Origin of the sequence: Bacillus sp. FSL W8-0102 (assembly GCF_038007225.1) — a bacterium.
Lineage (GTDB): Bacteria > Bacillota > Bacilli > Bacillales > DSM-4216 > Bacillus_O > Bacillus_O smithii.
The window spans coordinates 1,066,682-1,091,622 of record NZ_JBBOWT010000001.1; the positions used below are offsets into that span (position 1 = coordinate 1,066,682).

General features: G+C 41.5%; 23 protein-coding genes, 2 pseudogenes and 1 other annotated feature. Of the genes and pseudogenes, 21 read left to right on the top strand and 4 right to left on the bottom strand.

The window, feature by feature from the left end:
- The first annotated feature begins 80 nt into the window (after nucleotides 1–80).
- Nucleotides 81–1,526: a glucose-6-phosphate dehydrogenase gene (gene zwf, locus N1I87_RS05180; RefSeq protein WP_341100894.1), complete on the top strand. Its 1,446-nt coding sequence runs from the start codon at nucleotides 81–83 to the stop codon at nucleotides 1,524–1,526.
- A 352-nt stretch (nucleotides 1,527–1,878) separates the two neighbouring features.
- Here the strand turns inward: zwf and N1I87_RS05185 are convergent, their stop codons facing one another.
- A complete protein-coding gene (locus N1I87_RS05185) occupies nucleotides 1,879–3,060 on the bottom strand; it encodes an IS701 family transposase (RefSeq protein ID WP_003353085.1) in 1,182 nt (393 codons plus the stop codon).
- 338 nt (nucleotides 3,061–3,398) lie between these two features.
- Nucleotides 3,399–3,770, bottom strand: coding sequence for a winged helix-turn-helix transcriptional regulator (locus N1I87_RS05190; protein WP_341100896.1), 372 nt, complete (start codon nucleotides 3,768–3,770; stop codon nucleotides 3,399–3,401).
- 197 nt (nucleotides 3,771–3,967) lie between these two features.
- Here N1I87_RS05190 and N1I87_RS05195 point away from each other — a divergent pair.
- Together N1I87_RS05195 and N1I87_RS05200 are read left to right on the top strand one after the other, a co-directional pair.
- Nucleotides 3,968–5,186: pseudogene (locus N1I87_RS05195) on the top strand (MFS transporter).
- Between the two features lie 201 nt (nucleotides 5,187–5,387).
- Nucleotides 5,388–5,471 (top strand): annotated as a pseudogene (locus N1I87_RS05200) (aldo/keto reductase); the annotation flags it as partial.
- Nucleotides 5,472–5,566: 95 nt separating this feature from the next.
- Here N1I87_RS05200 and N1I87_RS05205 read toward each other — a convergent pair.
- Entirely contained in the window at nucleotides 5,567–5,707 is a 141-nt protein-coding gene (locus N1I87_RS05205; protein WP_003352379.1) for a ribbon-helix-helix protein, CopG family, read from the bottom strand.
- 87 nt (nucleotides 5,708–5,794) lie between these two features.
- Here N1I87_RS05205 and N1I87_RS05210 point away from each other — a divergent pair, with 87 nt between their 5' ends.
- Complete coding sequence (locus N1I87_RS05210) at nucleotides 5,795–6,907, top strand: RNA-guided endonuclease TnpB family protein (RefSeq protein WP_003353982.1); 1,113 nt, start codon at nucleotides 5,795–5,797, stop codon at nucleotides 6,905–6,907.
- Nucleotides 6,908–7,168: 261 nt separating this feature from the next.
- Here N1I87_RS05210 and N1I87_RS05215 read toward each other — a convergent pair whose 3' ends face one another.
- Nucleotides 7,169–8,728, bottom strand: coding sequence for an IS1182 family transposase (locus tag N1I87_RS05215; protein WP_270584763.1), 1,560 nt, complete (start codon nucleotides 8,726–8,728; stop codon nucleotides 7,169–7,171).
- 119 nt (nucleotides 8,729–8,847) lie between these two features.
- Here N1I87_RS05215 and N1I87_RS05220 point away from each other — a divergent pair, with 119 nt between their 5' ends.
- From N1I87_RS05220 to N1I87_RS05300, 17 genes are all read left to right on the top strand, one after another.
- Nucleotides 8,848–10,029: an IS701 family transposase gene (locus N1I87_RS05220; protein WP_003353085.1), complete on the top strand. Its 1,182-nt coding sequence runs from the start codon at nucleotides 8,848–8,850 to the stop codon at nucleotides 10,027–10,029.
- Between the two features lie 749 nt (nucleotides 10,030–10,778).
- Nucleotides 10,779–11,354, top strand: coding sequence for a Maf family protein (locus N1I87_RS05225; RefSeq protein ID WP_048623769.1), 576 nt, complete (start codon nucleotides 10,779–10,781; stop codon nucleotides 11,352–11,354).
- Between the two features lie 379 nt (nucleotides 11,355–11,733).
- The gene (gene radC / locus N1I87_RS05230) at nucleotides 11,734–12,423 is read left to right on the top strand and encodes a RadC family protein (protein WP_003355529.1); all 690 of its coding nucleotides are present in this window, start codon (nucleotides 11,734–11,736) and stop codon (nucleotides 12,421–12,423) included.
- 380 nt (nucleotides 12,424–12,803) lie between these two features.
- Nucleotides 12,804–13,817 carry a rod shape-determining protein gene (locus N1I87_RS05235; protein WP_003355528.1) on the top strand — a complete coding sequence of 338 codons (1,014 nt, stop codon included), beginning with the start codon at nucleotides 12,804–12,806 and terminating at the stop codon, nucleotides 13,815–13,817.
- A gap of 209 nt (nucleotides 13,818–14,026) precedes the next feature.
- Nucleotides 14,027–14,929, top strand: coding sequence for a rod shape-determining protein MreC (mreC, locus tag N1I87_RS05240; RefSeq protein WP_003355527.1), 903 nt, complete (start codon nucleotides 14,027–14,029; stop codon nucleotides 14,927–14,929).
- The gene (gene mreD, locus N1I87_RS05245; RefSeq protein ID WP_341100897.1) at nucleotides 14,926–15,444 is read left to right on the top strand and encodes a rod shape-determining protein MreD; all 519 of its coding nucleotides are present in this window, start codon (nucleotides 14,926–14,928) and stop codon (nucleotides 15,442–15,444) included. Before mreC ends, mreD begins: the two co-directional genes overlap by 4 nt.
- A gap of 198 nt (nucleotides 15,445–15,642) precedes the next feature.
- Nucleotides 15,643–16,320, top strand: a complete 678-nt coding sequence (gene minC / locus N1I87_RS05250) for a septum site-determining protein MinC (RefSeq protein WP_003355524.1) — start codon at nucleotides 15,643–15,645, stop codon at nucleotides 16,318–16,320.
- 1 nt (nucleotide 16,321) lies between these two features.
- Nucleotides 16,322–17,131 (top strand): septum site-determining protein MinD, encoded by an 810-nt coding sequence (gene minD / locus N1I87_RS05255; protein ID WP_003355523.1) that lies wholly within the window; start codon nucleotides 16,322–16,324, stop codon nucleotides 17,129–17,131.
- A gap of 170 nt (nucleotides 17,132–17,301) precedes the next feature.
- Complete coding sequence (locus N1I87_RS05260; protein ID WP_003355522.1) at nucleotides 17,302–18,072, top strand: M23 family metallopeptidase; 771 nt, start codon at nucleotides 17,302–17,304, stop codon at nucleotides 18,070–18,072.
- Nucleotides 18,065–18,931 (top strand): M50 family metallopeptidase, encoded by an 867-nt coding sequence (locus N1I87_RS05265; protein WP_048623766.1) that lies wholly within the window; start codon nucleotides 18,065–18,067, stop codon nucleotides 18,929–18,931. Before N1I87_RS05260 ends, N1I87_RS05265 begins: the two co-directional genes overlap by 8 nt.
- Before the next feature lie 255 nt (nucleotides 18,932–19,186).
- On the top strand, nucleotides 19,187–20,650 hold the full coding sequence (locus tag N1I87_RS05270) for an Rne/Rng family ribonuclease (protein ID WP_048623765.1): 1,464 nt from the start codon (nucleotides 19,187–19,189) through the stop codon (nucleotides 20,648–20,650).
- Nucleotides 20,651–20,697: 47 nt separating this feature from the next.
- Nucleotides 20,698–20,776, top strand: a sequence feature (ribosomal protein L21 leader region).
- Between the two features lie 13 nt (nucleotides 20,777–20,789).
- On the top strand, nucleotides 20,790–21,098 hold the full coding sequence (rplU, locus tag N1I87_RS05275) for a 50S ribosomal protein L21 (RefSeq protein WP_003355519.1): 309 nt from the start codon (nucleotides 20,790–20,792) through the stop codon (nucleotides 21,096–21,098).
- A gap of 11 nt (nucleotides 21,099–21,109) precedes the next feature.
- Nucleotides 21,110–21,466, top strand: coding sequence for a ribosomal-processing cysteine protease Prp (locus N1I87_RS05280; RefSeq protein WP_003355518.1), 357 nt, complete (start codon nucleotides 21,110–21,112; stop codon nucleotides 21,464–21,466).
- A complete protein-coding gene (gene rpmA / locus N1I87_RS05285) occupies nucleotides 21,459–21,749 on the top strand; it encodes a 50S ribosomal protein L27 (protein ID WP_003355517.1) in 291 nt (96 codons plus the stop codon). The genes N1I87_RS05280 and rpmA overlap by 8 nt, the downstream gene beginning before the upstream one ends.
- Before the next feature lie 237 nt (nucleotides 21,750–21,986).
- Nucleotides 21,987–22,538: a Spo0B C-terminal domain-containing protein gene (locus tag N1I87_RS05290; RefSeq protein WP_270583097.1), complete on the top strand. Its 552-nt coding sequence runs from the start codon at nucleotides 21,987–21,989 to the stop codon at nucleotides 22,536–22,538.
- Between the two features lie 314 nt (nucleotides 22,539–22,852).
- Nucleotides 22,853–24,142 carry a GTPase ObgE gene (obgE, locus tag N1I87_RS05295; RefSeq protein ID WP_048623764.1) on the top strand — a complete coding sequence of 430 codons (1,290 nt, stop codon included), beginning with the start codon at nucleotides 22,853–22,855 and terminating at the stop codon, nucleotides 24,140–24,142.
- A gap of 104 nt (nucleotides 24,143–24,246) precedes the next feature.
- The gene (locus N1I87_RS05300; protein WP_048623763.1) at nucleotides 24,247–24,702 is read left to right on the top strand and encodes an ACT domain-containing protein; all 456 of its coding nucleotides are present in this window, start codon (nucleotides 24,247–24,249) and stop codon (nucleotides 24,700–24,702) included.
- Nucleotides 24,703–24,941: the final 239 nt, after the last annotated feature.

Below are 24,941 nucleotides of genomic sequence, written 5' to 3' on the forward strand. Positions count from 1 at the left end.
ACGTTGTACACTGTCATATGTGGCACAGAGAAGAACACATCAAATGGCCGTTGAGAGTGTTTTTAGTGGAGGTGTGAAATATGAATTCAATGACTTTTGTCTTATTTGGAGCAACCGGGGATTTAGCGAAAAGAAAAATATTTCCTGCTTTATATAACTTATTTCTCGATCAAAAGCTGCCTCTTTCATTTTCAATTATTGGTTCGGGTATAGAGGAATGGTCTGATGATCAGTTTCAAACACATGTGGAAGAATCATTGCATTGGTTTTCTAGACGTTCCAATAATGATCAATTCAAAATAGAAGAGTTTCTCCGAGCCATTCGTTATTTTCCTTTAGATGTAACAAATTTGCAAGGATATAATGATTTGCTCGAACTGGTTCAACGGCGTGAGAAAGACTTAAATATTCCTGAAAATCGATTGTTTTATCTTTCTGTTGCGCCAACCTTTTTTGACGTGATTGCGAAAAATATCAACGAAAGTGGATTGGGTTCTACTAAAGGGTGGAAACGACTTATTATTGAAAAGCCGTTTGGACACGATTTGAAATCGGCTCAAGAGTTGAATGAAAAATTAAGCCGATTTTTTAAAGAAGAAGAAATTTATCGGATTGACCACTATCTTGGCAAATCGATGGTCCAAAATCTGGAATCGTTGAAATTTGCCAATCCGGCGCTGCAAGCGCTATGGAACCATCAACATATTGCCAATGTCCAAATTACGGCCAGTGAAACGGTGGGAGTGGAAGAAAGAGCCGGCTACTATGATCAAGCGGGCGCTATTCGAGACATGGTTCAAAATCACATGATGCAGTTGGTGATGATGACGGCCATGCAGCTGCCCAACCGCTTTAACGCCGAAGACATCCGCAAGGAGAAAAGAAAAGTCTTGGAAAATCTTCGTCCATTGCGGAAAGAAGACGTCCGCCAATATGTCGTTCGCGGACAATATGGACCGGGGGAAATTCAAGGGGAACCCGTTGTAGGGTATACAGAAGAGCCGGGCATTCCTCCTTCTTCCACGAACGATACGTTTGTGGCGGCACGCTTATGGATTGACAACGATGCTTGGCGAGGAGTCCCTTTTTATATCCGTACGGGAAAAAGAATGAAGGAAAAATCGACCCGCATTGTCCTTGAATTTAAACATTCGCATACGGTTGAATCTCAACAAGCGGAGCCAAACTTATTAGTGATTCATGTCAATCCGGTGGAAGGCGTCTCGTTCCAACTCAATCGGAAAAATCCGGTCCACCGCGATCAAATCGAACCGGTCCAAGTCGATTTTTCGGCGAATCAGAAGGATGTGCCCGAAGCGTATGAACTGTTGCTGTTCGATGCTTTGCTTGGGGACTCGACGTTCTTCGCTCATTGGAAAGAAGTAGAGTTGTCTTGGAAATGGGTTCAACCGATTTTAGAAGCCTTTGAAGAAAATCTGGTTCCTCTCCATTCCTATCCTTCCGGTTCCATGGGGCCGGAGGCCTCTCAACAATTATTGGCAGAGGACGGATTTCGTTGGTGGTAAAAACCAATAGACTGGGAACGGATTCTTCACCTTTGGAAATTTATCCTTTTGGATGTCTAAGGACTCTTTAGTTTGGCTTATAAGTTATTATTCTTGTAAATCATCATTTATCTTTAAAGAATGTCTTGCTGCATTGTGCGAATCCGCGCTGTTTAGATTAAAAAGTATCAGGTCATGCAACGATGAACTCCATTTTTATTTCTCCATTGGACTTCGATGTTAAAGCTCAACCAAATTTGTGTAAAGTCTTAGAAGAGATTTTATGACATTGTCAGCTTTTAATCATTGACTGTAGATGAGCATTTTTATTAACAATGATTACCATACGAAAAAGAGACAAACGGGGTACCCCTTATGCCACGTGGAGCTGTTTTTTCACGGCATCAATGGGAATATTTTGTTTTGCTGCACGATAAATGAACTCCACGAGGCTATGTCCTTTTCTCTTGCGCAGGAGATCGAGCCCATCCGAAACATCACTGTTCGACTCGAACATGCTGTACACATACGCAAGTTGCACCAAGATCCAATACCGTTTCACCGCCCGACGCCCGCGAACGCGGTATCCATCGAGTTTCAGCTGGTCTTTCGCTTGACGGAAAAAACATTCGATCGACCAACGCTCGGCATAGTAGCACAAGATGTCTTCATCGCTTAGCTCGCGATCGGTGCTCAAGACGCAATGAAGATGTTTCGGTGTCATCGGCTGATCGGCTTTCCATGCGAGCAGCACCACGGCATCCTTGAGACCGTTCAGAGCACCTTCGTAGCGATACACCCGATAACGCTCTTTTCCCACCGTGACGAGGCGGGTATCCCGTGGCTCCATAGATTTGGCAAATTCCTTTGCTTGAATGGCCGTCCCTTTTGGATAGAGAATCCGATTCGTCTTGAGCATCGCGATGACGTGGAACCCTTTTTTCAAGCAGGCTCCCACGAGGGTTTTCGATGGATACCAAGAGTCCATGAGCACATAAACGGGTCGACTCACATCCAACGAAGAAAGCATCTCGATCGCGAGTTCCCCTTTGCTTTTCCCCGCCGTCTTGTCGTAGAGGCGAAAGGCAAAAGGAAACGCTTGGGTCATCGTATGAACCATGAGCCAAACGAGAGAATGTCCCCAGATCGACTTTTTCTCTGCGTGAGAATAGTGCCAATCACACCCTTGAATGGCGTGTGTTGCCCGTGACGAGGGCTTCGTTTTTTGGCAAATCGTATCATCGATCGAAACAAAAATGGGTTGATTCTCTCGTTTCGAGCTGCGTTCGACACGATGAAGCACCCACTGCTGGAGTTTGCGAAGCAACGTCTCTTCTTCCCATGGGCTTTTCGTGAAAAAATGGCTGAGTGTCGTGCGATGGTTCGGATGAAAACTCCCGTGATGTAGATCGGTCAGTGTTCCCGAAAAGCCCTTTGTAATCATCGCATCCACGATATGAACGAGATGCTTCATGACAGGTTTTGAGAAATAAAGTGCCAACCCCAACATCGTCAAAAACTTGTGGATTCCTAGGTGATGTGCTAATCTATTCATGAGACATGAACCCCCTTGTGAGTAGTTGTGGCACATCTATTCTAACCAAGGAATCGGGTTCATGTCTTCTTTTTTGTTTGGTTGTAAATTTATGTTAGCGAATTTGCTCATCTACAGTCATTGAAATGAGTTCAAAACGGAGATGTCTCAAAAATTTTTTATAAATGATGAAAACCCACAGAAATCTAGTACATTCTGTGGGTTTTTGCTGTTTGATTAAGGTCTTTCCCTAAAGAGCGGGTAAATTGGATGTCTGTTTTAACCTATTTTAAAGCAAGATGCCCTAGCCTTTGCAATGAACGAACACATTCGCCTCTCAATGTTCCCTCTAAAAGATGTTATTTCAATTTTTCGTTTAAAACACTTTCCTCCAATACGGAAAATTTATCGCCATATACTTTGGTAATATGTTTTTCTCCCCAAGCACATAAAGAATCTAATATATGTTGTAAAGTCCAACCGTATTCGCTTAATTCGTATTCCACCTTTGGAGGAATTTGATGATAAAAAATACGATTGATAATCCCATCTTCTTCTAATTCGCGTAATTGTTGAGTCAACATTTTTTGTGTAATGCCGGGCATAAGTCGTTTTAACTCACTTGTCCGTTTTTTGCCACGCGTCAGATGACAAAGAATTACGCATTTCCATTTTCCACCTATCACTTCCAGAGTTGCTTCAACCGGAATATTGTACTTCTTTTTCTCCATATTATTCCTCCTAATCGATAGGTACAAAAAAGTATCTATGGTACTTTTAAGTATCTATATTACTTAAAAGTACGTACTTTCCAGAGAAATTTATATATATCATAATATCATTTGCCGATCGGTTTTCACCACATCATATTCTATATTGTTTGTTTGCAGAAATGAAAAATAGAAATAACATGAACAGGAGGTAAAAAATGACTTTGGATAAAAAACGAAGTACATTGGCTTTATTGGCATTAGCCGTCAGTGCATTTGCCATCGGGACAACCGAATTTATTAGTGTTACCGCTGATATCTAAAAGTTTAAACGTTTCTGTTTCAGTGGCGGGGTTGACGGTTTCCTTATATGCTTTAGGAGTAACATTTGGAGCTCCCATCCTGACAGCAATAACATCTCAAATGCCACGTAAATCTTTATTGCTTTGGATTATGTTTGTTTTTATTATTGGGAACAGCCTTGCCGCAATCGCCACTAATATAGGTGTTCTGCTCGTTGCCCGTGTCATTTCGGCTTTTTCGCATGGGGTATTTATGTCCATTGCCTCCACCATTGCGGCAAGTTTAGTTTCGGAAAATCGCAGAGCAAGTGCTATTTCCATTATGTTTACAGGGCTGACTGTGGCAACTGTTACGGGTGTGCCTTTTGGAACATTCATTGGTCAGCAGTTTGGTTGGAGATTGGCATTTATGTTTATTGTCGCCGTTGGTGTGATTGCCTTTATTGCTAACAGTATTCTTGTTCCATCTGATTTAAGAAAAGGTGCCCGTACAACCTTTCGCGATCAGCTCAAACTAGTGACAAATGGTCGTTTATTGCTGTTATTTGTTATTACTGCCTTAGGATATGGGGGGACTTTCGTCGTCTTTACCTATTTATCTCCACTTCTTCAAGATATAACCGGATTCCAGGAACAAACCGTTGCCGTTATTCTGCTTGTCTATGGAGTGGCCATTGCGATAGGGAATGTGATAGGCGGAAAGTTATCGAATCATAATCCCATTGGAGCATTATTTTATATGTTTATTGTGCAATCTATGGTTCTATTTATTTTAACATTTACCGCTCCGTTTAAGATAAGTGGATTGCTGACGATCCTTTTCATGGGGTTGTTAGCTTTTATGAACGTGCCGGGACTGCAAGTATATGTAGTAATGCTAGCGGAGCGTTTTGTACCGAGCGCAGTAGATGTGGCTTCTGCTATCAATATTGCAGCATTTAACGCCGGGATCGCAATTGGATCTTATTTGGGTGGTATCGTCACGGATTCATTGGGACTTATTCATACACCTTGGATAGGAGCACTAATGGTTCTGGGAGCCGTTATTTTAACGGGATGGAGTCGATTCTTGGAGAGAAAAGATGAAAAAAGTGTCGAACAAAAAAGTGCTCTTTTTTCAATTAAAAAGGGTTAAAATGTCAAAAAAAGAATAGGATCACTTTATGATCGACGACAGCATGTAATGACCATCTCCTATCTTCAGGTTCCCATTTAATCACGTATGCTCCTGAACGATGATAAACGAATAATGCTTTTGGGGGGTGGTAGGTGCTTAAACAGAAAGTCTTACAATTTGAATTCCATTTCATTTGAAATCCATTAGGAGGTACATATTATGGTTGCAGAAAATTTACAAGATACAACTACTTTGCATAATGGTGTAAAAATGCCTTGGTTTGGTCTCGGGGTATTTAACGTCTTTCCGAAAGAAGTCTCCCATCCTCTAGGAATGTGAAGGTGCGAATAGCACCAATGAGTAGGTGGGAGATGAATTTCGGTTGGCTTTAGCCAAAGTTATTTTTCCAATCCCTTTCTCAACAATTCTAAGATTGCGGCTGTTCTAGTTGGAATCCCATTTTCTTTTTGATATTGCTCCAATTTTTCTAATATCGTCTTAGGCATACGAATTTCTACACGTTCTTTCTCTTCTCTCATGATTATCACCTCATATTGATTGTACGGATTTTTTACGGTATAATCAATATATACGAAATTTTTCCGCACAAAGTGAGGTGAATTGATATGGCCAAGCAAAACAAAGCTTTCAAGTTTCGTTTGTTACCAAACAAAGAACAATCCGCATTATTAGCTAAGACATTTGGTTGTGTTCGCTTTGTCTACAATAAGATGTTAGCTGAACGCAAAGAAACGTATGAAAAGTTCAAGGATGATAAAGAATTGCTTAAAAAGCAAAAGTTTCCGACCCCTGCAAAATATAAAAGTGAATTTCCATTCCTAAAAGAAGTGGATTCTTTAGCTTTGGCAAATGCACAAATGAACTTACAGACTGCTTATAAGAATTTCTTTGAAGGAAATGCGGATTTTCCAAAGTTCAAAAATCGTAAAGCAAAACAATCCTATACAACTAATATGGTCAACGGAAATATTAAGCTAGAAAATGGTCATATCAAACTGCCAAAAATCAAAAAGCCAATAAAAATGAAACAGCATAGAGAGATACCTGCTGATTATAAAATCAAATCTTGCACTATTTCTAAAACAAAGACAGGCAAATACTACATTTCAATTTTGACAGAATATGAGAAAGATATTCGTCCAGTTAAAATACAGAAAGTTGTTGGTTTGGATTTTGCTATGGATGGTCTATATGTCGAGAGTGAACAGGGTAAGAAAGCCAATTACCCACGTTACTATCGGCAAGCCTTAGATAAATTAGCAAAAGCACAACGAATTCTTTCTCGAAGAAAGAAAGGTTCTGCAAGATGGGAAAAACAACACCTGAAAGTGGCTAAGCTACATGAAAAGACAGCGAATCAGCGCAGAAACTTTCTTCATCATAAGTCAAAAGAATTAGCAACAAACTATGACGCTGTGATTATTGAGGACTTAGACATGAAAGGCATGTCTCAAGCCCTCAACTTTGGAAAAAGCGTTCATGATAACGGCTGGGGGATGTTCACTACTTTCTTAGCGTATAAGCTAAAAGAACAGGGGAAACAACTTGTGAAAATTGATAAGTGGTTTCCCTCCACTAAGAAGTGTTCATGTTGCGGCAAGGAAAAAGAAATGCCATTATCTGAACGTGTATATAAATGTTCTTGCGGCTTTGTATTAGATCGCGATCACAATTCAGCAATCAATATCAAAAATGAGGGATTACGCTTATTAGCATAAAGAATAATAACTTTCGGAACGAGAGGGTTAGCTCGGTCAATTTTCTGTCATTAGACGGGATTACCCGAGAAGCCCCCACTTCAATCAAACCGTAAGGTTGATAAGTGGAGGGTAGTTCACAACATAACTAGCATTGTTTTTTTCTAGAGGCTGACCCAAAAGGTCGATAAAATCGACTTTTTAGGGCTCAGCCTTTTTCTTTAGAATGATTTATTGGATATTATTGGTTGTAATTCGTGCACAGAAGATCATTCCCCTGTTTTATTCCCTCACTTTTTGTTGTTTTTCAGTGTATGTTGCCCACTTTTTCAAATTGTGGGCAACACAAATAAGACCCCATTCCACCGTTGTTTTGGAAAGGCCTCTTAATGTAAATCGTTGGAAGTGGCTGTTGTGCTTAATTTGAGCAAATACTGGCTCCACTTCTATTTTTCGTTGTCTATACTTCTTTTTCGCTTCCTCCGAGGTTAATCTTTCACGGACTTCTTGGCGCTGCTTCTGATTCTTCATGGAAACACTGATGCTTTTTGTGTTCTTTCCTTTTGCACAAGAAGATTGAAAAGGGCATCCATAGCAGTCTGTGCACATGTAAGTTCGTTTCACCGATTCATACCCATTTTCTGATTTCCGTTTTCTTTCGTAACTAAAGGTAAGTCGTTTATTATTTGCACAGATCCATTCGTCTAATTCCTCGTCATAAGTCATGTTCTCCAATTTACCGATTTGATTTTTCCAAGCTTTTGTTTGTTCCTTATCGAATGTGTTGTATTTAACCAGTGCTTCCATTTCTTCCTTTTCACAATAATCATAGTTTTCTTCGCTACCATAACCAGAATCGGCAATGAGTGTCTTTGGTTTTGGCCGATTATACTTTTTCATTAATTCAAAGTGAGGAATTAGGCAGCCGGGATCTCCGGCACGTTGATGTAGACTGAACCCTGTGATAAATTGTCCTTCCGTTCCGATTTGTACATTGTAACCAGCCTTTAATTGACCGTTCTTCATGTGGTCTTCTTTCATGCGCATGAAAGTGGCATCTTTATCCGTTTTTGAATAGCTGTTTCGGTCGCCAAATGTTGCTTTTTGTTCTTCATATTTTTGCTTTCTGGGCAAAAGATCCTTTTCCAATTGTCGTTTTGCTTTTTTCAGGGTTCGATTTGTAGGTTCCTGTTCTAATTTTTTCTCTACCTTTTTGATGGTCTCTTGGATTTTCTCGGAGGTAACAGGAGCTGCCTCCAATTTTTCTTGAAAATCCATTTCTTTTTCAGCTTGCTCATCTTCTTTCATTACTTCCTCAATCGATAAGACGATCTGTTTGTATTTCTCATCCAGCTTTGTATCGAACTTTTCGGTCGCCTTCCTCCAAACAAAAGTATATCGATTAGCGTTAGCTTCAATTTTCGTTCCATCAAAATAATAATCTTCAAGCTTTACTAACCCCTCCTGGCATAAAAGATCCACAATTCCGAAGAAGGTTTCATAAATGACATCCTTCATACGATTGGAGCGAAATCGATTGATTGTACGAAAATCAGGTTTTTGGTTTCCCGAAAGCCACATAAAATAAATGTTTTCTCCCAGTTGTTTAGCAATTTGCCGGGAAGAATAAATTCGATTGACGTAGGCATAAAGGATAATTTTTAACATCATTTTGGGATGGTAAGGCGGGCGGCCGCCACCAGGATGAAGAGAAAGAAGGATGTTTGGATTCATCTTTTCTACTGCCAAATCCACAATTCGGCAAAGATGATGTTCGGGGATTAGAACTTCTATATCCATTGGTAGAACTAATTGTCCTGTCGTGGTATAATTTATGTACATAACTGTAGATGAGCAAATTCGCTAACATAAATTTACAACCAAACAAAAAAGAAGACATGAACCCGATTCCTTGGTTAGAATAGATGTGCCACAACTACTCACAAGGGGGTTCATGTCTCATGAATAGATTAGCACATCACCTAGGAATCCACAAGTTTTTGACGATGTTGGGGTTGGCACTTTATTTCTCAAAACCTGTCATGAAGCATCTCGTTCATATCGTGGATGCGATGATTACAAAGGGCTTTTCGGGAACACTGACCGATCTACATCACGGGAGTTTTCATCCGAACCATCGCACGACACTCAGCCATTTTTTCACGAAAAGCCCATGGGAAGAAGAGACGTTGCTTCGCAAACTCCAGCAGTGGGTGCTTCATCGTGTCGAACGCAGCTCGAAACGAGAGAATCAACCCATTTTTGTTTCGATCGATGATACGATTTGCCAAAAAACGAAGCCCTCGTCACGGGCAACACACGCCATTCAAGGGTGTGATTGGCACTATTCTCACGCAGAGAAAAAGTCGATCTGGGGACATTCTCTCGTTTGGCTCATGGTTCATACGATGACCCAAGCGTTTCCTTTTGCCTTTCGCCTCTACGACAAGACGGCGGGGAAAAGCAAAGGGGAACTCGCGATCGAGATGCTTTCTTCGTTGGATGTGAGTCGACCCGTTTATGTGCTCATGGACTCTTGGTATCCATCGAAAACCCTCGTGGGAGCCTGCTTGAAAAAAGGGTTCCACGTCATCGCGATGCTCAAGACGAATCGGATTCTCTATCCAAAAGGGACGGCCATTCAAGCAAAGGAATTTGCCAAATCTATGGAGCCACGGGATACCCGCCTCGTCACGGTGGGAAAAGAGCGTTATCGGGTGTATCGCTACGAAGGTGCTCTGAACGGTCTCAAGGATGCCGTGGTGCTGCTCGCATGGAAAGCCGATCAGCCGATGACACCGAAACATCTTCATTGCGTCTTGAGCACCGATCGCGAGCTAAGCGATGAAGACATCTTGTGCTACTATGCCGAGCGTTGGTCGATCGAATGTTTTTTCCGTCAAGCGAAAGACCAGCTGAAACTCGATGGATACCGCGTTCGCGGGCGTCGGGCGGTGAAACGGTATTGGATCTTGGTGCAACTTGCGTATGTGTACAGCATGTTCGAGTCGAACAGTGATGTTTCGGATGGGCTCGATCTCCTGCGCAAGAGAAAAGGACATAGCCTCGTGGAGTTCATTTATCGTGCAGCAAAACAAAATATTCCCATTGATGCCGTGAAAAAACAGCTCCACGTGGCATAAGGGGTACCCCGTTTGTCTCTTTTTCGTATGGTAATCATTGTTAATAAAAATGCTCATCTACAGTACATAAGAAAATCGTTCCTTTCCGGTAGATTGGTTGTAGTGACTAAATTATACCAAAAAAGAACGATTTTCTTTATTTTTTTGTACAGAGTTTCAAGATTAATTTTTCACTCTGTTGATTGGAGTGGAAGGCGCGAAGACTCCTGCGGGAGTACGGGACAGGGGAGACCCCGCAGGAGCGTAAGCGACGAGGAGGCTCCCCGGCACGCCCGCGGAAAGCGAAGCGCCTGGAACGGAAATCAACAGACCAGGTTCAAAGAACCATTCACAAAAAATGGGTGTCCCTAAAAGCTATACTTTTGGGACACCCTCTAAATTTTTGCTTTAATACTTATTATCACGACCTTAGTTTTACAGGTAAAGAAAACTTTTGCTTGCTGTTTGTCAACGGTAAATCGGACTGAGTGAAGGATGAACAAAGTAGAATTTAAGGAGTTGACAAACTAACTACACCCGAACCCTCTTGGAATTGTCTGAATTTTTTGTTTTTATACCCTGTAAATTTTTTAAATGAAAGAATGACAAAACAGTTTCCTATGTTTACAAAAAACAAAGGATTGGTCCTACTTAAATCGTCAAAATTTAAAGTAAAAGATGAATGGTGAAAGGATTGAAGGATTTGTACTATAAGGTGAATATTGGTAAAATAGACGTGTATCTCCCTGACATGAAAGGAACGTGAAGGTATGCAAAAATTGATTTTGGCTTCTAGTTCTCCACGCAGAAAAGCACTTCTTCAAAGACTGAATATCCCCTTTACAGTTGAAATCAGCCATGTAGAAGAGAAGATCTCACCAGAAGCTCCCCCTGATGAAGCGGTAATGTCTCTTGCCCTCCAAAAAGCAAAAGCAGTGGCATCTCATGCACCGGAAGCTTTTGTTATTGGGGCTGATACAATGGTGTCTATTCACAATCAAATTTTAGGAAAACCGAAAAGCCGTGAGGAAGCTAAGAACATGTTGAAGATGCTGTCTGGACAAACCCACTCCGTTTATACCGGAACAGCCATTGTACATGGGGAGCAGCAACGCGTTTTCTATGAGCGGACGGATGTTACCTTTTGGACATTGCCTGATGATGTAATAGATGACTATCTCAACAGCGGGGAATCGTTTGATAAAGCGGGTGCATACGGAATCCAAGGTCTGGGGTCAATATTCGTCAAAGAAATTCATGGCGACTTTTTTTCGGTGGTAGGACTGCCAATAGCAAGGGTATTCTGGACATTAAAAGAAATGGGATATCGGCCATTTGTTTCATGAGATGAAAGAGGAAGACAGAGCCTTTCATCTAAGAAAGTGGCATTGGAGCTGTTGTAAAAACGGATTGGCTTGTCAGGAACCGCTATTACACGCAAGTTTATTTCTATGCGAATCTTCCAAAAAGAAAAGACACCCCTGAAATTTTCCTTGTCATGGCTTGCCCGATCTTTTACCAAGGAAATGAAGGCATCGTATTGGAATCCCCTTTATTAGAACCTCTGATATAACGGGGATGATCACGATACCGTTCTATTCTTTCCTCCTCATTTTACAAATAGAAAAGTCTGGCGAACCAAAGCACAATTCCTTTTTTGACTCCGTTTTCATGAGTGAGCGGAGAACAGATGATAAACCAATATTGATACAAGGAGGATCAAATTTGTCAAAAGAATCGCTTAGGATCCATAACGTTCCACGTGAAGATCGGCCGCGGGAACGACTGATATTAAAAGGAGCGCACAGCTTGTCCAACCATGAATTGATCGCCATTCTTCTTCAGTCGGGGACAAAAGAAGAGTCCGTCTTGCAGCTGGCAAATCGGCTATTAAATCAGTTCGAAGGATTACGAATGTTAAAAGATGCTACTTTAGAAGAAATTACCTCTATTAAAGGAATTGGTCGGGCGAAAGCTGTTCAAATCATGGCGGCGCTGGAACTGGGCAGACGTATCCACAGTCTTTCATTAGACGAACGGTATGTTATCCGCTCTCCCGAAGACGGTGCAAATTATGTCATGCAAGAAATGCGGTTTTTAACACAAGAACATTTCGTGTGCCTCTTCCTTAACACCAAAAATCAAGTTCTCCACAAACAAACCATTTTTATCGGTAGTTTGAATGCTTCGATTGTTCATCCTAGGGAAGTGTTTAAAGAAGCGCTTCGCCGCTCCGCTGCCTCCATTATTTGCTTTCACAACCACCCATCCGGTGATCCGACGCCTAGCCGAGAAGATATTGAAGTGACCAAACGTTTAGCTGAGTGTGGAAAAATCATCGGAATTGAAGTTCTCGATCATCTCATTATCGGCGACCAAAAATACATTAGTTTAAAAGAAAAAGGCTACTTATAATGCTATGATTTTTCTGGGGGTTACGCTATAATATAATTTATGATTTTTACAAGTTTTTTCGAATTCCAATGGAGAATAGGGCCATCAGAATCTAGAGGGTTAGGCGCGTTTTGAAAGCCTTGCCTTGGTTTTTTCTGCTCACATTGCCGCTGTGGGAGAAACGACAGTTTATCAAGTTGTGGCACTAAAGGGGCATCAGTTGGAATGAGAACCACAAAAAGGCAATTCAAGCATTCGAACTGGTTCGCTTCTTTAACAGTCTTTTTTAAAGCGGGAAATCCTATTAGGCAGCAAAAAAACGTGCTTACCTAATGGATGGCTTTTGCAGAGATCACATTTTCAATTGCTATTTCGTATCAGTTAGAAAGGGAGATACAACAATGTTTGGAATTGGAGCAAGAGACTTAGGAATCGATTTGGGAACGGCCAATACACTTGTTTATGCAAAAGGAAAAGGAATTGTCGTACGGGAGCCTTCCGTGGTCGCCATTCAGACAGATACAAAACAAATTGTGGCAGTGGGAAATGATGCTAAAAATATGATCGGACGGACTCCTGGAAATGTGGTGGCTACTCGTCCGATGAAAGACGGAGTCATCGCGGATTACGAAACGACAGCTACCATGATGAAGTATTACATTTCTCAAGCAACTAAGAATAAAGGCTTTTTTACGCGAAAACCATATGTGATGGTATGCGTTCCTTCGGGGATTACGGCAGTGGAAGAAAGAGCCGTGATCGATGCCACTCGTCAAGCGGGTGCAAGGGATGCCTATACCATTGAAGAACCGTTTGCAGCGGCTATAGGCGCTAATTTGCCGGTATGGGAGCCGACGGGAAGCATGGTTGTGGATATTGGCGGAGGAACGACTGAAGTAGCGATTATTTCCTTGGGCGGCATCGTGACGAGCCAGTCATTAAGAGTGGCAGGTGATGAAATGGATGAAGCGATCATTGCGTACATTCGTAAGCAGTATAATTTATTAATTGGAGATAGAACAGCGGAAATTGTTAAAATGGAAATCGGATCGGCAGATGGTGAAGCGGAAGTCGAAAAAATGGATATTCGCGGCCGAGACCTGTTAACAGGATTGCCAAAAACGATTGAAATTTCCGCGAAGGAAATTGCCACTGCCTTAAAAGATACCGTCTATGCTATTGTGGATACCGTGAAAAGCACGTTGGAAAAGACTCCTCCGGAACTGGCTGCTGATATTATGGATAGAGGAATTGTATTGACTGGGGGAGGAGCTCTGCTTCGCAATTTAGACAAAGTGATTAGCCAAGAAACGAATATGCCTGTGATCATTGCCGAAAATCCTCTTGATTGTGTAGCCGTTGGAACGGGTAAAGCGCTCGATCATATTCATATGTTCAAAAATAAAGCAAGATAAGATTGATTTTTATCGCAAATAGGATTTCCTTCCGCCCGTGAAAATGGGGCGGCAAGCGGCAAAAGAGGCGGCTGGCGTACAGTAAATAAAAAAGTTTTCTCATTCTTGAAACCAGCTGCCCCTGTTTTTTTGCCGATTGGGAAGCCTATCTGCTGATGACTTTTGATTTCATCCGTTGATGAAAAAAGGATAAAATAGAGGTGTACTTCATGCCACAGTTTTTTTCGAATAAACGTCTTATAGTTCTTCTTGTCAGCATTATCGTTCTCGTGGCATTGATCGGATATTCCCTGCGCAATAAAGCAAATATCTCTTGGCCGGAACAATTTGTAAAAGATATTGTTGGTTTAGGACAATCCGTTGTTTCAAAGCCTGCTGGCGCTATAACGAATTTTTTTGAAGATATTCAGAATTTAAAAAATACATATCAAGAGAATGAAAAGTTAAAAGCCCATTTAGCACAATTGGGGCAAATTGAAAGTGAAGTTAACCGATTGAAAAAAGATAATCAAGAGTTGCGGGCAGTCTTGAAAAAACAAGAAAGCCTGTCAGATTATAGCGTTATACAAGCAACGGTCATTGCGCGTAATCCGGACCGGTGGTTTGATCTTGTCACGATCGATAAAGGAAAAGCGGCAGGGGTAAAACCCGGTATGGCGGTTCAAACGGCGAATGGATTGATCGGCAAAGTAAAAAGTGCGGCAAAGTTTACGGCTTCGGTTGAATTGTTGAGTGCGCAAGATCCAAAAAACAGAATTTCAGCGGTGATTCAATCGAAGAAAAACGTTTACGGCCTCATTGAAGGTTACGATCAAGATAAAGGATATTTGCTGTTAAAGGATATCCCGTTCAATGCGAAAATTAAAAAAGGAGATAGCGTCATCACTTCTGGACTTGGCGGTGTTTTCCCGAAAGGGCTTTTAATTGGCAAAGTGAAAAAATTGGTGCCGGACCAATTCGGTCTGACGCAAACAGCTTATATCAAACCGGCGGCAGATATGTATGATCTTGAACACGTGATGGTTGTCAAACGGAAAATGAGAACCGCGAGTATGGCTTCAGATAATTCACAACAGCAGCAAAGCACAGTTGATGGGGAGGGGGAAATGTGAAACAGTTTCTTCTTCCTCTTATTATGGTTGCATGTTTCCTGAGTGAAAATGTGTTTTTTAACTGGACCCCGGAATCTGTGCTGGATGGCAGGTGGATATTAGCTCCCCGCTTTTTTGCGGTGGCTCTTATTTTAATGACGATTTTTTACAATCGATCCACAGCCATAAAATATGGATTTATATTTGGTCTGCTATTTGATGTGTTCTATACCGAAATGTTAGGTGTCTATATGTTTGTTTTCCCGTTTATTGTTTATATTACATCCAAATTGATGAAGGTCTTGCAAAGTGATTTTTTGATCGTTGCTTTGGTTGTGGTGATCGATCTTTCCGTTTTAGAATCCATACTTTATGCTTTAAATTTATTAATCCAGCGCACGGATCTTACATTTGGACAATTTTTGTCTGATCGGCTATGGGCGACTCTTATTCTGAATCTTGCTTTTTATCTAGTATTCGGAGGACTGTTAAAAAATGTGTTCACTCATTTGAGGCGAGAGATTTTGGATGCGTAAAGCAATGTTTCATTTTTAGTGGGAATGGACGATATAGTAAAGCCCTGTATCAAAAAGCACGTTGGAACCAACGCAACAAAGAATGCGAAACGAATCGTTCTCTTTTATATGGAATTCACATAATCGGAACATGACTATAAAAAAGGAAAACGCCGAATGGATGTCGAATTATTGGACGACAGAGGTGAATAGTGCGCCATGAAGAAAAGCCAAAATGTTGTGATGAAAGGAACAAAGGACGGATTGACCCTTCATTTAAACGATCGTTGTTCCTATGAAGAACTGCTTGAAGAATTGCAGGAAAAAATATTGTTGGATCATCAAGACGACGATTCACCGCTTATCTCCGTGAAAATCCAAACAGGCAATCGTTATTTGACAGACCAACAAATTAATCAAATTAAAGAGTTGATCGGTTCAAAAAAGAATTTAATTGTAGAAGATGTTTCCATGAATGTAGTCTCAATAGAGGAGGCTATGCGATGGAAACAAGAAAGCGAAATTATCACCATCGCCAGCATTGTTCGTTCAGGTCAAGTGATCGAAGTTCCGGGTGATTTGCTGTTGGTTGGAGACGTCAATCCTGGCGGTATGGTGATGGCGGGCGGCAATATTTTTATTATGGGATCCTTAAAAGGGATTGCTCACGCCGGATGCTATGGCAATGATGAAGCGGTTATTGTCGCTTCAAAAATGGTTCCAACACAGTTAAGGATTAGCAACTGTTTAAATAGAGCTCCTGATGAATATAGCGAAGATGAGAGTCATGAAATGGAGTGTGCCTACATAAATGAATCCAACCAAATTGTCGTCGATCGTTTGCAAGTTTTAAAACATCTTAGACCAAATATTACGAGATTTAAAGGGGGACAATAAAGTGGGTGAGGCGATCGTCATAACATCTGGAAAAGGCGGAGTCGGAAAAACAACCACTTCTGCCAATTTAGGGACAGCTCTTGCTCTATTAGATAAAAAAGTATGTTTAGTAGATACGGATATTGGACTACGAAATTTAGACGTGGTATTGGGATTGGAAAATAGAATTATTTACGATTTGGTGGATGTTGCAGAAGGGCGTTGTAAAATTCATCAGGCTCTCGTGAAAGACAAGCGGTTTAATGATCTGCTTTTTCTGCTTCCAGCTGCGCAAACGAGCGACAAGTCGGCTGTTTCTCCGGAACAAATAAAAAAGCTGGTTGAAGAATTGAAACAGGATTTTGATTATATCTTAATCGATTGTCCTGCAGGCATTGAGCAAGGCTATCGAAATGCAGTGGCAGGAGCGGATAAGGCCATAGTGGTTACCACTCCCGAAAAATCGGCGGTACGGGATGCTGATCGGATCATTGGTCTTTTGGAAAAAGAAAGTCATATTGAGCCACCTAAGCTTGTGATCAATCGCATTCGCAGCCATATGGTGGAAAATGGTGAAATGTTGGATGTCGATGAAATTACAACCCATTTGTCCATTGATTTGCTCGGAATCGTGGTAGATGACGATGAAGTGATTAAATCTTCGAATGCAGGGGAACCGATTGCACATGATCCGAATAATCGGGCGTCTATTGCTTTTCGGAATATTGCCCGGCGAATCCTCGGTGAATCCATCCCTCTTCAACCGCTTGAAACAGAAAAAGAAGGAGTTTTTTCGCGAATTAAAAAGTTTTTTGGCATTCGGAGCAAATAAATTTTGAAAGAACATTTTCAGGAAACGATTCGGCTTTGCTTTGGGATATTCTGACCAAAGAAGAGGCCGATTTTTTTTGTCTCTCCTTTCTTTGAAATGATGAGCAATAGTCATACTCTCTCTGGACAAGTCATAAGATGGAACATAAACGGAGCAAAGAGGGATGAGAGATGAAGGATCGAAAAAAGGAAATTAAGAAAAGAATTGCGAAACGAAACAGGGAAAAACGACGTCAAGCCAATCAGCGCGCCTTTCAGCCTATCAATATGGCATTTGGAGAAGAAATGGAATTTGATCACCAAGCCATTGATTACGAAGCTCCAAATGATGAGTACAGGCCTTTCGTGAAAAAGGAATGGTTTCTCTTTAAAATATTGGCTTCGGGAGCGCTTGTTTTGGGGACCGCAATTGTATTTAAAAGCCAATCACCTGTGATGGTCGACAGTCAAAAGTGGATACGCCAAGCAATGGAAACAGACATTCAGTTTGCCTCCATTGCCAACTGGTATGAAAAACAGTTTGGGAAGCCCTTGGCCATATGGCCGCAGAAAGAAAAAACAGTCACAGTGGACAAACCAAAAAAGGATTTGGCCGTTCCGGCGTCCGGAAAAGTGGTGGAAACATTTCAAGCGAATGGAAAAGGAGTCATGGTGAAGACAGGAAAAGGGGAAGTAGTAGATGCGATGAAAGGTGGGCTTGTCATCTTTGCCGGGAAAGAAGCCGAAACGGGGAATACAGTAGTCATTCAGCATCCTGATCAATCCGAATCTTGGTATGGGCAATTGCAATCCATTTCTGTGGAGCCCTATCAACGCGTTCAAGCGGGGGAAGCAATCGGAAAGGCGAAAGACCGGGCAGACGGAACTTCTGGTGAATTTTATTTTGCAATCAAACAAGACGATCATTACATCGATCCAAACAAGGTGATCAAATTTGAATAAAGCCGTCACTTTTTTTTCAAAAATTCATATTCATCCTCTTCTTTGGCTGGTGATCGGAATTAGCGTTGCCACTGGATACTTTTTCGATTTAATCATGGTGTTATGTATTATTGCCATCCATGAAATGGGGCACTTTTTTACAGCCCTGTTTTTTTCGTGGAGAATCAGAAAAGTATCGTTGCTCCCGTTCGGCGGAGTGGCGGAAATGGATGAACACGGAAATCGACCTTTGCATGAAGAATTGCTGGTCGTCATCGCTGGTCCGATTCAACATGTATGGATGATGGGATTAGCCGCACTGTTGTATTCTTTTCATATAGTTCCGAAAGTATTTTATGATGATTTTCTTATGTACAATTGGATGATTCTTTGTTTTAATTTATTGCCGATTTGGCCGCTGGATGGCGGAAAATTAATCTTGCTCATACTGTCAAGAGTCAAAACTTTTTTGAGCGCTATGCAGTGGACAGTCGTTAGTTCCTTTTTTTTGCTCGTTTGCCTGCATGCAATGGTTTTGATATGGGCTCCGTTTCAACTCCATCTTTGGATTGTTCTCTCATTCTTATATTTTTCGCTTTGGCAAGAATGGAAACAACGTCATTATGTGATGATGCGCTTTTTGCTTGAACGTTATTACGGAAATCGAAGGGGGATACATCAGCTTAAACCGATCACTGTATCGAGCGATACGGTTTTATCGACTGTATTAATGCAGTTTCAACGGGGAGTCAAACATCCGATCATTGTGATGGAAAATGGAGAAGAAAAAGGAAAATTAGATGAAAATGAAGTGTTACACGCCTATTTCTCTGAAAAACAAACAACGGTGAAAATTGGCGACCTTCTTTATTATTATTGACGGGTGCTGACGAAATGAGTAAAGTATAGTGGACGAGGTGCTGTTTTTCCATTTACATGATAAATCTTTTTTTGACAGACGTACATGGATCGAATATGGATGTGACCAATCGGTTATGTTCAGATTTTTGCTGAGATATCAAGGAAGGTGGAATGTTTCTTACAGATAGATTTGAGACATTTGCACCTATTTTTTATCTTCCAGCGACAAAAAGTTTTTTTGTTTTAATGTGGATATGTTGAAAAGGGTGGAATGATGAATCAAATTATCGTAAGTGCAAAAGGCCGGGAAAAGCGCATGGCAGTTCTCCGCGACGGAAAAGCGGATCAATTTCATATTTTTCAGCCTTCGCATCAATCCATTGTCGGAAATATTTATTATGGGGTTATCCAAAAAATTGAGCCGGGCATGAACGCTTGTTTTGTCGATATCGGAATCGGAAAAAACGGTTATTTGCCTAAAGATCAAATTCCTGATTCCCGCCAATTGCCGATTTCACAATTAGTGTTCGAAGGGGAAAAGATAGCGGTTCAAGTAAAAAAAGACGCCACTGATCATAAAGGTCCTGAGTTGACGGCCCTCATAGAATGGCCCGGGATGTATTTAGTCTATATACCGGCAGGAAATCATATCGCCGTTTCAAGAAAAATGGGTCAAGAAGAACGAGAAAACTGGAAACAATGGGCACAACAAATGAAAAAAGAGCAGGAAGGCGTCATTTTAAGAACTTCTGTTGCCGCTGGTGAAAAAACAGAAATTGAAAAGGAATGGGTGGCGTTGCGGGAAATGCATAGAAAGGTATTGTCCCAAATACCGAATAAAAAAGCCCCTTCTTTATTATTTCAAAGAGATCCGTTTAAGGAAGAAGCGATCGCTCAAATGATCAGATTAAAGAGCGGGTCGCTGATTGTGGACGATCCTGCTTTTCAAAAGTTGATTACTAGCGATGCCCGTTTCTCCAGTCAACATTGGCGTTGTGAGCTTCATCATCATCCGCAAGATCTTTTTTCCACTTTTGACCTTGATGCGGAGATACAAAAGGCATTAAAACAAATTGTCTGGCTTCCAAGCGGCGGATATGTCATTATTGAAAAAACGGAAGCGATGACAGTTATTGATGTAAATTCGGGGAAATATACGGGGAAAAGCGATTTTCGTCATACTGCTTTTCTCTCAAATATCGAAGCAGCAAGGGAAATTCCAAGGCAGATTCGATTGCGTGATATAAGCGGCATCATTTTAATCGATTTTATTAATATGGACTCGGACAAAGATAGAGAACAAATCCGGGCAGTGCTGGAGGAAGAAACAGCAAAGGATCCGAAAAGCGTGAACGTGTACGAATTTACTTCTCTCGGATTACTCCAGCTGACAAGAAAGAAAACGAAAAACTCCCTGCTGGAAACGTTGACGGAGCCTTGCCCTGTTTGTATGGGGAAAGGAAGAGTTTTAAGCGCAGCAACGACTGCTTTTCAAATGGAGAGAGCTCTTTTCGAATATGCGAGACAGGATCAAGAAGCTGTTTTGCTTGATGTAACGGAGGATGTCAAAAAAGCATTTGCCGGCGAACAAAATGGCGATCATTTTCATTTAGAGAATCTTCTAAAGAAAAAAATATTCTATAGGATTGTCAATCGGCCACATCCTTTTGGAGAAATCAGCCGACTGGGAACAGAGGAAGAAATGAAATTGCTAGGAGAAAGACCGAAAAAAGGTTGACACTCTTTTATAAAAGATGGTAAAATCTCAATGTTATTATTGTAGCACCCGTGCTACAACCGCTCATAACAGGTTTTAAGTTTTCGCTTTGCGAAACACCTGCCATTGGCGAGTCTTAGTTATTAAGGAGGTGCAGTAAATGTACGCTATTATTGAAACTGGCGGAAAACAGTTGAAAGTGGAAGAAGGTCAAACTGTTTATATCGAAAAAGTGGATGCTGCTGAAGGAGAAACTGTGACTTTTGACAAAGTTTTATTCGTAGGCGGCGAAGATGTAAAAGTAGGTACTCCACTTGTAGAAGGTGCAACGGTCACTGGCAAAGTGGAAAAACATGGCCGCGGCAAAAAAATCGTTGTTTTTAAATATAAACCAAAGAAAAATTATCGCCGCAAACAAGGTCATCGTCAACCTTACACAAAAGTCGTGATTGAAAAAATCAACGCGTAAGGCGATATAAGATGATAAATGTCGTGATCGAAAAAGATCGTTCCGGCAAAATTCGTTCATTTACAATGGACGGACACGCCGATTTTGCTGAATATGGCCAAGATATCGTTTGCGCGGGGGCATCAGCTGTGTCATTCGGGGCCATTAATTCCATCATGGTGTTGACAAATGTGGAACCGGAGATTGAACAAAAAGGCGGCGGAGGTTTTCTCCGTTGCGTTATTCCTGAAACGACGACGGGAAAAGAATTGGAAAAAGTTCAGTTTCTTTTGGAAGCCATGGTGGTGTCCTTGCAAACGATTGAACAGCAGTACGGAGATTTTATCAAGATCGTATTTAAAACTGTAGGAGGTGGAAAGAATGCTTAAATTAGATCTTCAGTTTTTTGCATCGAAAAAAGGGGTTGGGTCTACTAAAAACGGCCGCGACTCTATCGCAAAACGCTTGGGCGCTAAACGTGCGGATGGACAATTTGTAACAGGCGGTTCTATTCTTTATCGCCAACGCGGTACAAAAGTCTATCCTGGCGAAAACGTTGGCCGTGGCGGAGACGACACGCTATATGCTAAAATTGACGGCGTTGTTCGTTTTGAACGATTCGGTCGTGACAAAAAGAAAGTTAGCGTTTATCCTGTTGCGAAAGAAGCATAATCCTTTTTCTGTTAGGGGTGCCCAAAGGGAAACTTTTGGGCGCCCTCTTTTTTTGTTTTAAGGAGCATCGGAAGCGGTAAAAAGCGTTTGGTCGTTCATTGGTTGCATGCAGCTGCTTTTTAATAAGCAATCCTCTGTATCTCATTTCAATCTTTTCTGTTATACTTCATAATGAAGAAGAATGGGAAAACCATTGAGTGTGGGATGGTTACTATATGACAAAATAGGAGTAAAAGAATGAATAATGACTGGACGCTGCTGGAAGTTTTAAAATACGTGCGGCATGATTGGATGAATCGCATCCAGTTAATCAAGGGCAATCTTGATTTAGGACATACAGAAAATGCAAAACGTGTGATTGACGAAATTATTTTAAATAGCCGTCAGGAAACAAGGCTGACCAATTTAAATTTGCCATGTTTGGCTGAATGGATCATGACTTACAATTGGCGGTCTCGACAACTGACGCTAGAATACGAGATTTTGGATGATTATCGCAACGTTTCGTTAAACGATCAGCTCATAACAAAATGGATGTGCTCTTTGTGCCAAGAAATCGAAAAGAGGGTGGATCCTAGAGGAGAGAATCATTTATTTCTTTCTATTCAAGAAAGAGGCAAGGCGCATTGTTTCTTTTTTGACTTAAGTGGGATAATAAAAGACAGCCATGAACTGGAAAGATGGATTGAACAATCCGTCAAATCGCTTTTCGAAACAGAGGTGGAATTCATCGAATCAACAGATGAGAACTTGCAATTTCAAGTTTGTTTTTCCCCTATGGAAAGATAATCATCAAGTGTGGCTGGCACAGGACATAACTATTCTGTTTTTGAAAGAAGTCCAATGATGATGAAGAAATAAATGGATTCTGGATGCTTAGGTGAGCAGTCCCCAGCTCTCCTCGTGTTAAAAAAATTTGCAGCGCTCTTCAAAAAAAGAGCGGCAACCTTTTAACAAAGATAAACTTTGTCAAAGAAGACCATCTATTCTTCGTTTTTTTGATAAGCGATCTTTACACTCGTATAAGATAAAAAACTTGTATGGTACCATTTAGGATAAAACGATCTTCAATAGACTTTATTGGAAGTAAATGGAGGTTTTCTATGTTTGTCGATCAAGTCAAAATCTATGTTAAAGGCGGAGACGGCGGAAATGGCATGGTAGCGTTCCGACGTGAAAAATATGTGCCTAAAGGCGGCCCTGCCGGGGGAGACGGCGGCAAAGGAGCCGATGTTGTGTTCGAAGTCGACGAAGGACTGAGAACGTTGATGGATTTCCGCTATCAGCGCCATTTTAAAGCGCCGCGCGGAGAAAACGGAATGAGTAAAAATCAGCATGGAAAAAATGCGGAGGATATGGTGGTCAAAGTACCGCCGGGAACGGTTGTGATCGATGATGATACAAAAGAAGTCATTGCCGATTTAACGGAACACGGCCAGCGTGTAGTGGTAGCTAAAGGAGGAAGAGGAGGAAGAGGAAATACCCGTTTTGCCACTCCCGCAAATCCGGCTCCGGAAATTTGCGAGAAAGGCGAACCGGGAGAAGAACGATATGTCGTTCTTGAATTAAAGCTCCTTGCCGATGTTGGTCTTGTCGGTTTTCCAAGTGTAGGAAAATCTACGCTGTTATCTGTAGTGTCACGCGCAAGGCCTAAAATTGCCGACTACCACTTTACGACGATCGTTCCTAACCTTGGCGTGGTAGAAACAGAAGACGGCCGCAGTTTTGTGATGGCTGACTTGCCCGGGCTGATTGAAGGCGCCCATCAAGGGGTCGGATTAGGACACCAATTTTTACGTCATATTGAGCGAACGCGTGTGATTGTCCATGTGATCGATATGTCGGCGTCAGAAGGTCGAGATCCATATGAGGATTATGTAACGATCAACAATGAGCTAAAAGAATATAACTTACGGTTAACTGAAAGACCACAAATTATTGTGGCTAATAAAATGGATATTCCAGAAGCACATGAAAATTTAAAACGGTTTAAAGAAAAACTTCAAGAAGACTATCCTGTTTTTCCTATTTCAGCTGCAACGAGAGAAGGAATACGGGAGCTATTGTTTGCGATTGCGGATAAGCTGGAAGAAACACCTGAATTTCCTCTTCATGATGCCGAAGAAAAACAAGGCGTTCACCGAGTCGTGTATAAATACGAACGGCCTGAAGAGGAGTTTACCATTACAAGAGATCCTGATGGCGCCTTTGTTCTGAGTGGGGCAAAAATTGAAAAGCTGTTTAAAATGACTGACTTTACCCGCGATGAATCCATCCGACGCTTTGCTAGACAAATGAGAAGCCTCGGAGTCGATGAGGCTCTCAGAGCAAAAGGAGCGAAAGACGGGGATACTGTCCGTTTATTGGATTACGAATTTGAATTTATCGAATAATGATGGAGTCGGGCCGGACTATTCGTTAAGCTATGTTCGGCCGAAGATTCTTTTCCACTAGCACTGCCAAAAGTTTTATTTTATCGCAATTGGGGGAAAATGCATTGCGAAAAAAGGATCTGAATCAAAAATTTTACTTAGTTCGTGAGGATGTCCTGCCGGAAGCCATGAAAAAAACGTTGGAAGTGAAAGAACTTTTGGAACGCGGAAAAGCCGATTCGGTCCAAGATGCTGTAAACAAAGTTGATTTAAGCCGGAGCGCCTTTTATAAATACAGGGATACCGTATTCCCTTTCCATACGGTTGTAAAAGAGAAGATCATTACGTTGTTTTTTTATTTGGAGGATCGTTCAGGGACGCTGTCACAATTGCTCGAGGTAGCGGCTCGTTTCCATTGCAATGTGCTGACCATCCACCAGACGATTCCCATTCAAGGCCGGGCGAATGTCACTCTTTCGCTTGACGTGACCAATATGTCAACGGACTTGGATGACTTGCTCAACAAGCTGAAAAAACTGGAATTTGTCGAAAAAGTGGAAGTGCTAGGTTCGGGTGCATAAAAATTAGGTATATTATTCCCACATTAAGGGACAGTAAGCCCTTTTTAGGAGATGTGCAGGAGAAAAAAGAGAAGGGGAAAAGGTCCAACTGCCTCTAAATGCCCGATTGGTTCCACTAACCATTCGTGTTCCCGCATGGAGGGGCAGTTGCCTCTGATGCCTAAATAGCTCCATTAATCATCCGTGAAACACCGATGGGAGTGTCACTCCATTTTTCATAATTTTCTTGACAGAGGGAG

What these genes read in the sequence shown, in the direction of transcription:
- zwf (WP_341100894.1), top strand. Translation starts at nt 81, where the DNA reads ATGAATTCAATGACTTTTGTCTTATTTGGAGCAACCGGGGATTTAGCG.
- N1I87_RS05185 (WP_003353085.1), bottom strand. Translation starts at nt 3,060, where the DNA reads ATGAATAGATTAGCACATCACCTAGGAATCCACAAGTTTTTGACGATG.
- N1I87_RS05190 (WP_341100896.1), bottom strand. Translation starts at nt 3,770, where the DNA reads ATGGAGAAAAAGAAGTACAATATTCCGGTTGAAGCAACTCTGGAAGTG.
- N1I87_RS05205 (WP_003352379.1), bottom strand. Translation starts at nt 5,707, where the DNA reads ATGAGAGAAGAGAAAGAACGTGTAGAAATTCGTATGCCTAAGACGATA.
- N1I87_RS05210 (WP_003353982.1), top strand. Translation starts at nt 5,795, where the DNA reads ATGGCCAAGCAAAACAAAGCTTTCAAGTTTCGTTTGTTACCAAACAAA.
- N1I87_RS05215 (WP_270584763.1), bottom strand. Translation starts at nt 8,728, where the DNA reads ATGTACATAAATTATACCACGACAGGACAATTAGTTCTACCAATGGAT.
- N1I87_RS05220 (WP_003353085.1), top strand. Translation starts at nt 8,848, where the DNA reads ATGAATAGATTAGCACATCACCTAGGAATCCACAAGTTTTTGACGATG.
- N1I87_RS05225 (WP_048623769.1), top strand. Translation starts at nt 10,779, where the DNA reads ATGCAAAAATTGATTTTGGCTTCTAGTTCTCCACGCAGAAAAGCACTT.
- N1I87_RS05235 (WP_003355528.1), top strand. Translation starts at nt 12,804, where the DNA reads ATGTTTGGAATTGGAGCAAGAGACTTAGGAATCGATTTGGGAACGGCC.
- mreC (WP_003355527.1), top strand. Translation starts at nt 14,027, where the DNA reads ATGCCACAGTTTTTTTCGAATAAACGTCTTATAGTTCTTCTTGTCAGC.
- minC (WP_003355524.1), top strand. Translation starts at nt 15,643, where the DNA reads ATGAAGAAAAGCCAAAATGTTGTGATGAAAGGAACAAAGGACGGATTG.
- N1I87_RS05260 (WP_003355522.1), top strand. Translation starts at nt 17,302, where the DNA reads ATGAAGGATCGAAAAAAGGAAATTAAGAAAAGAATTGCGAAACGAAAC.
- N1I87_RS05270 (WP_048623765.1), top strand. Translation starts at nt 19,187, where the DNA reads ATGAATCAAATTATCGTAAGTGCAAAAGGCCGGGAAAAGCGCATGGCA.
- rplU (WP_003355519.1), top strand. Translation starts at nt 20,790, where the DNA reads ATGTACGCTATTATTGAAACTGGCGGAAAACAGTTGAAAGTGGAAGAA.
- N1I87_RS05280 (WP_003355518.1), top strand. Translation starts at nt 21,110, where the DNA reads ATGATAAATGTCGTGATCGAAAAAGATCGTTCCGGCAAAATTCGTTCA.
- rpmA (WP_003355517.1), top strand. Translation starts at nt 21,459, where the DNA reads ATGCTTAAATTAGATCTTCAGTTTTTTGCATCGAAAAAAGGGGTTGGG.
- N1I87_RS05290 (WP_270583097.1), top strand. Translation starts at nt 21,987, where the DNA reads ATGAATAATGACTGGACGCTGCTGGAAGTTTTAAAATACGTGCGGCAT.
- obgE (WP_048623764.1), top strand. Translation starts at nt 22,853, where the DNA reads ATGTTTGTCGATCAAGTCAAAATCTATGTTAAAGGCGGAGACGGCGGA.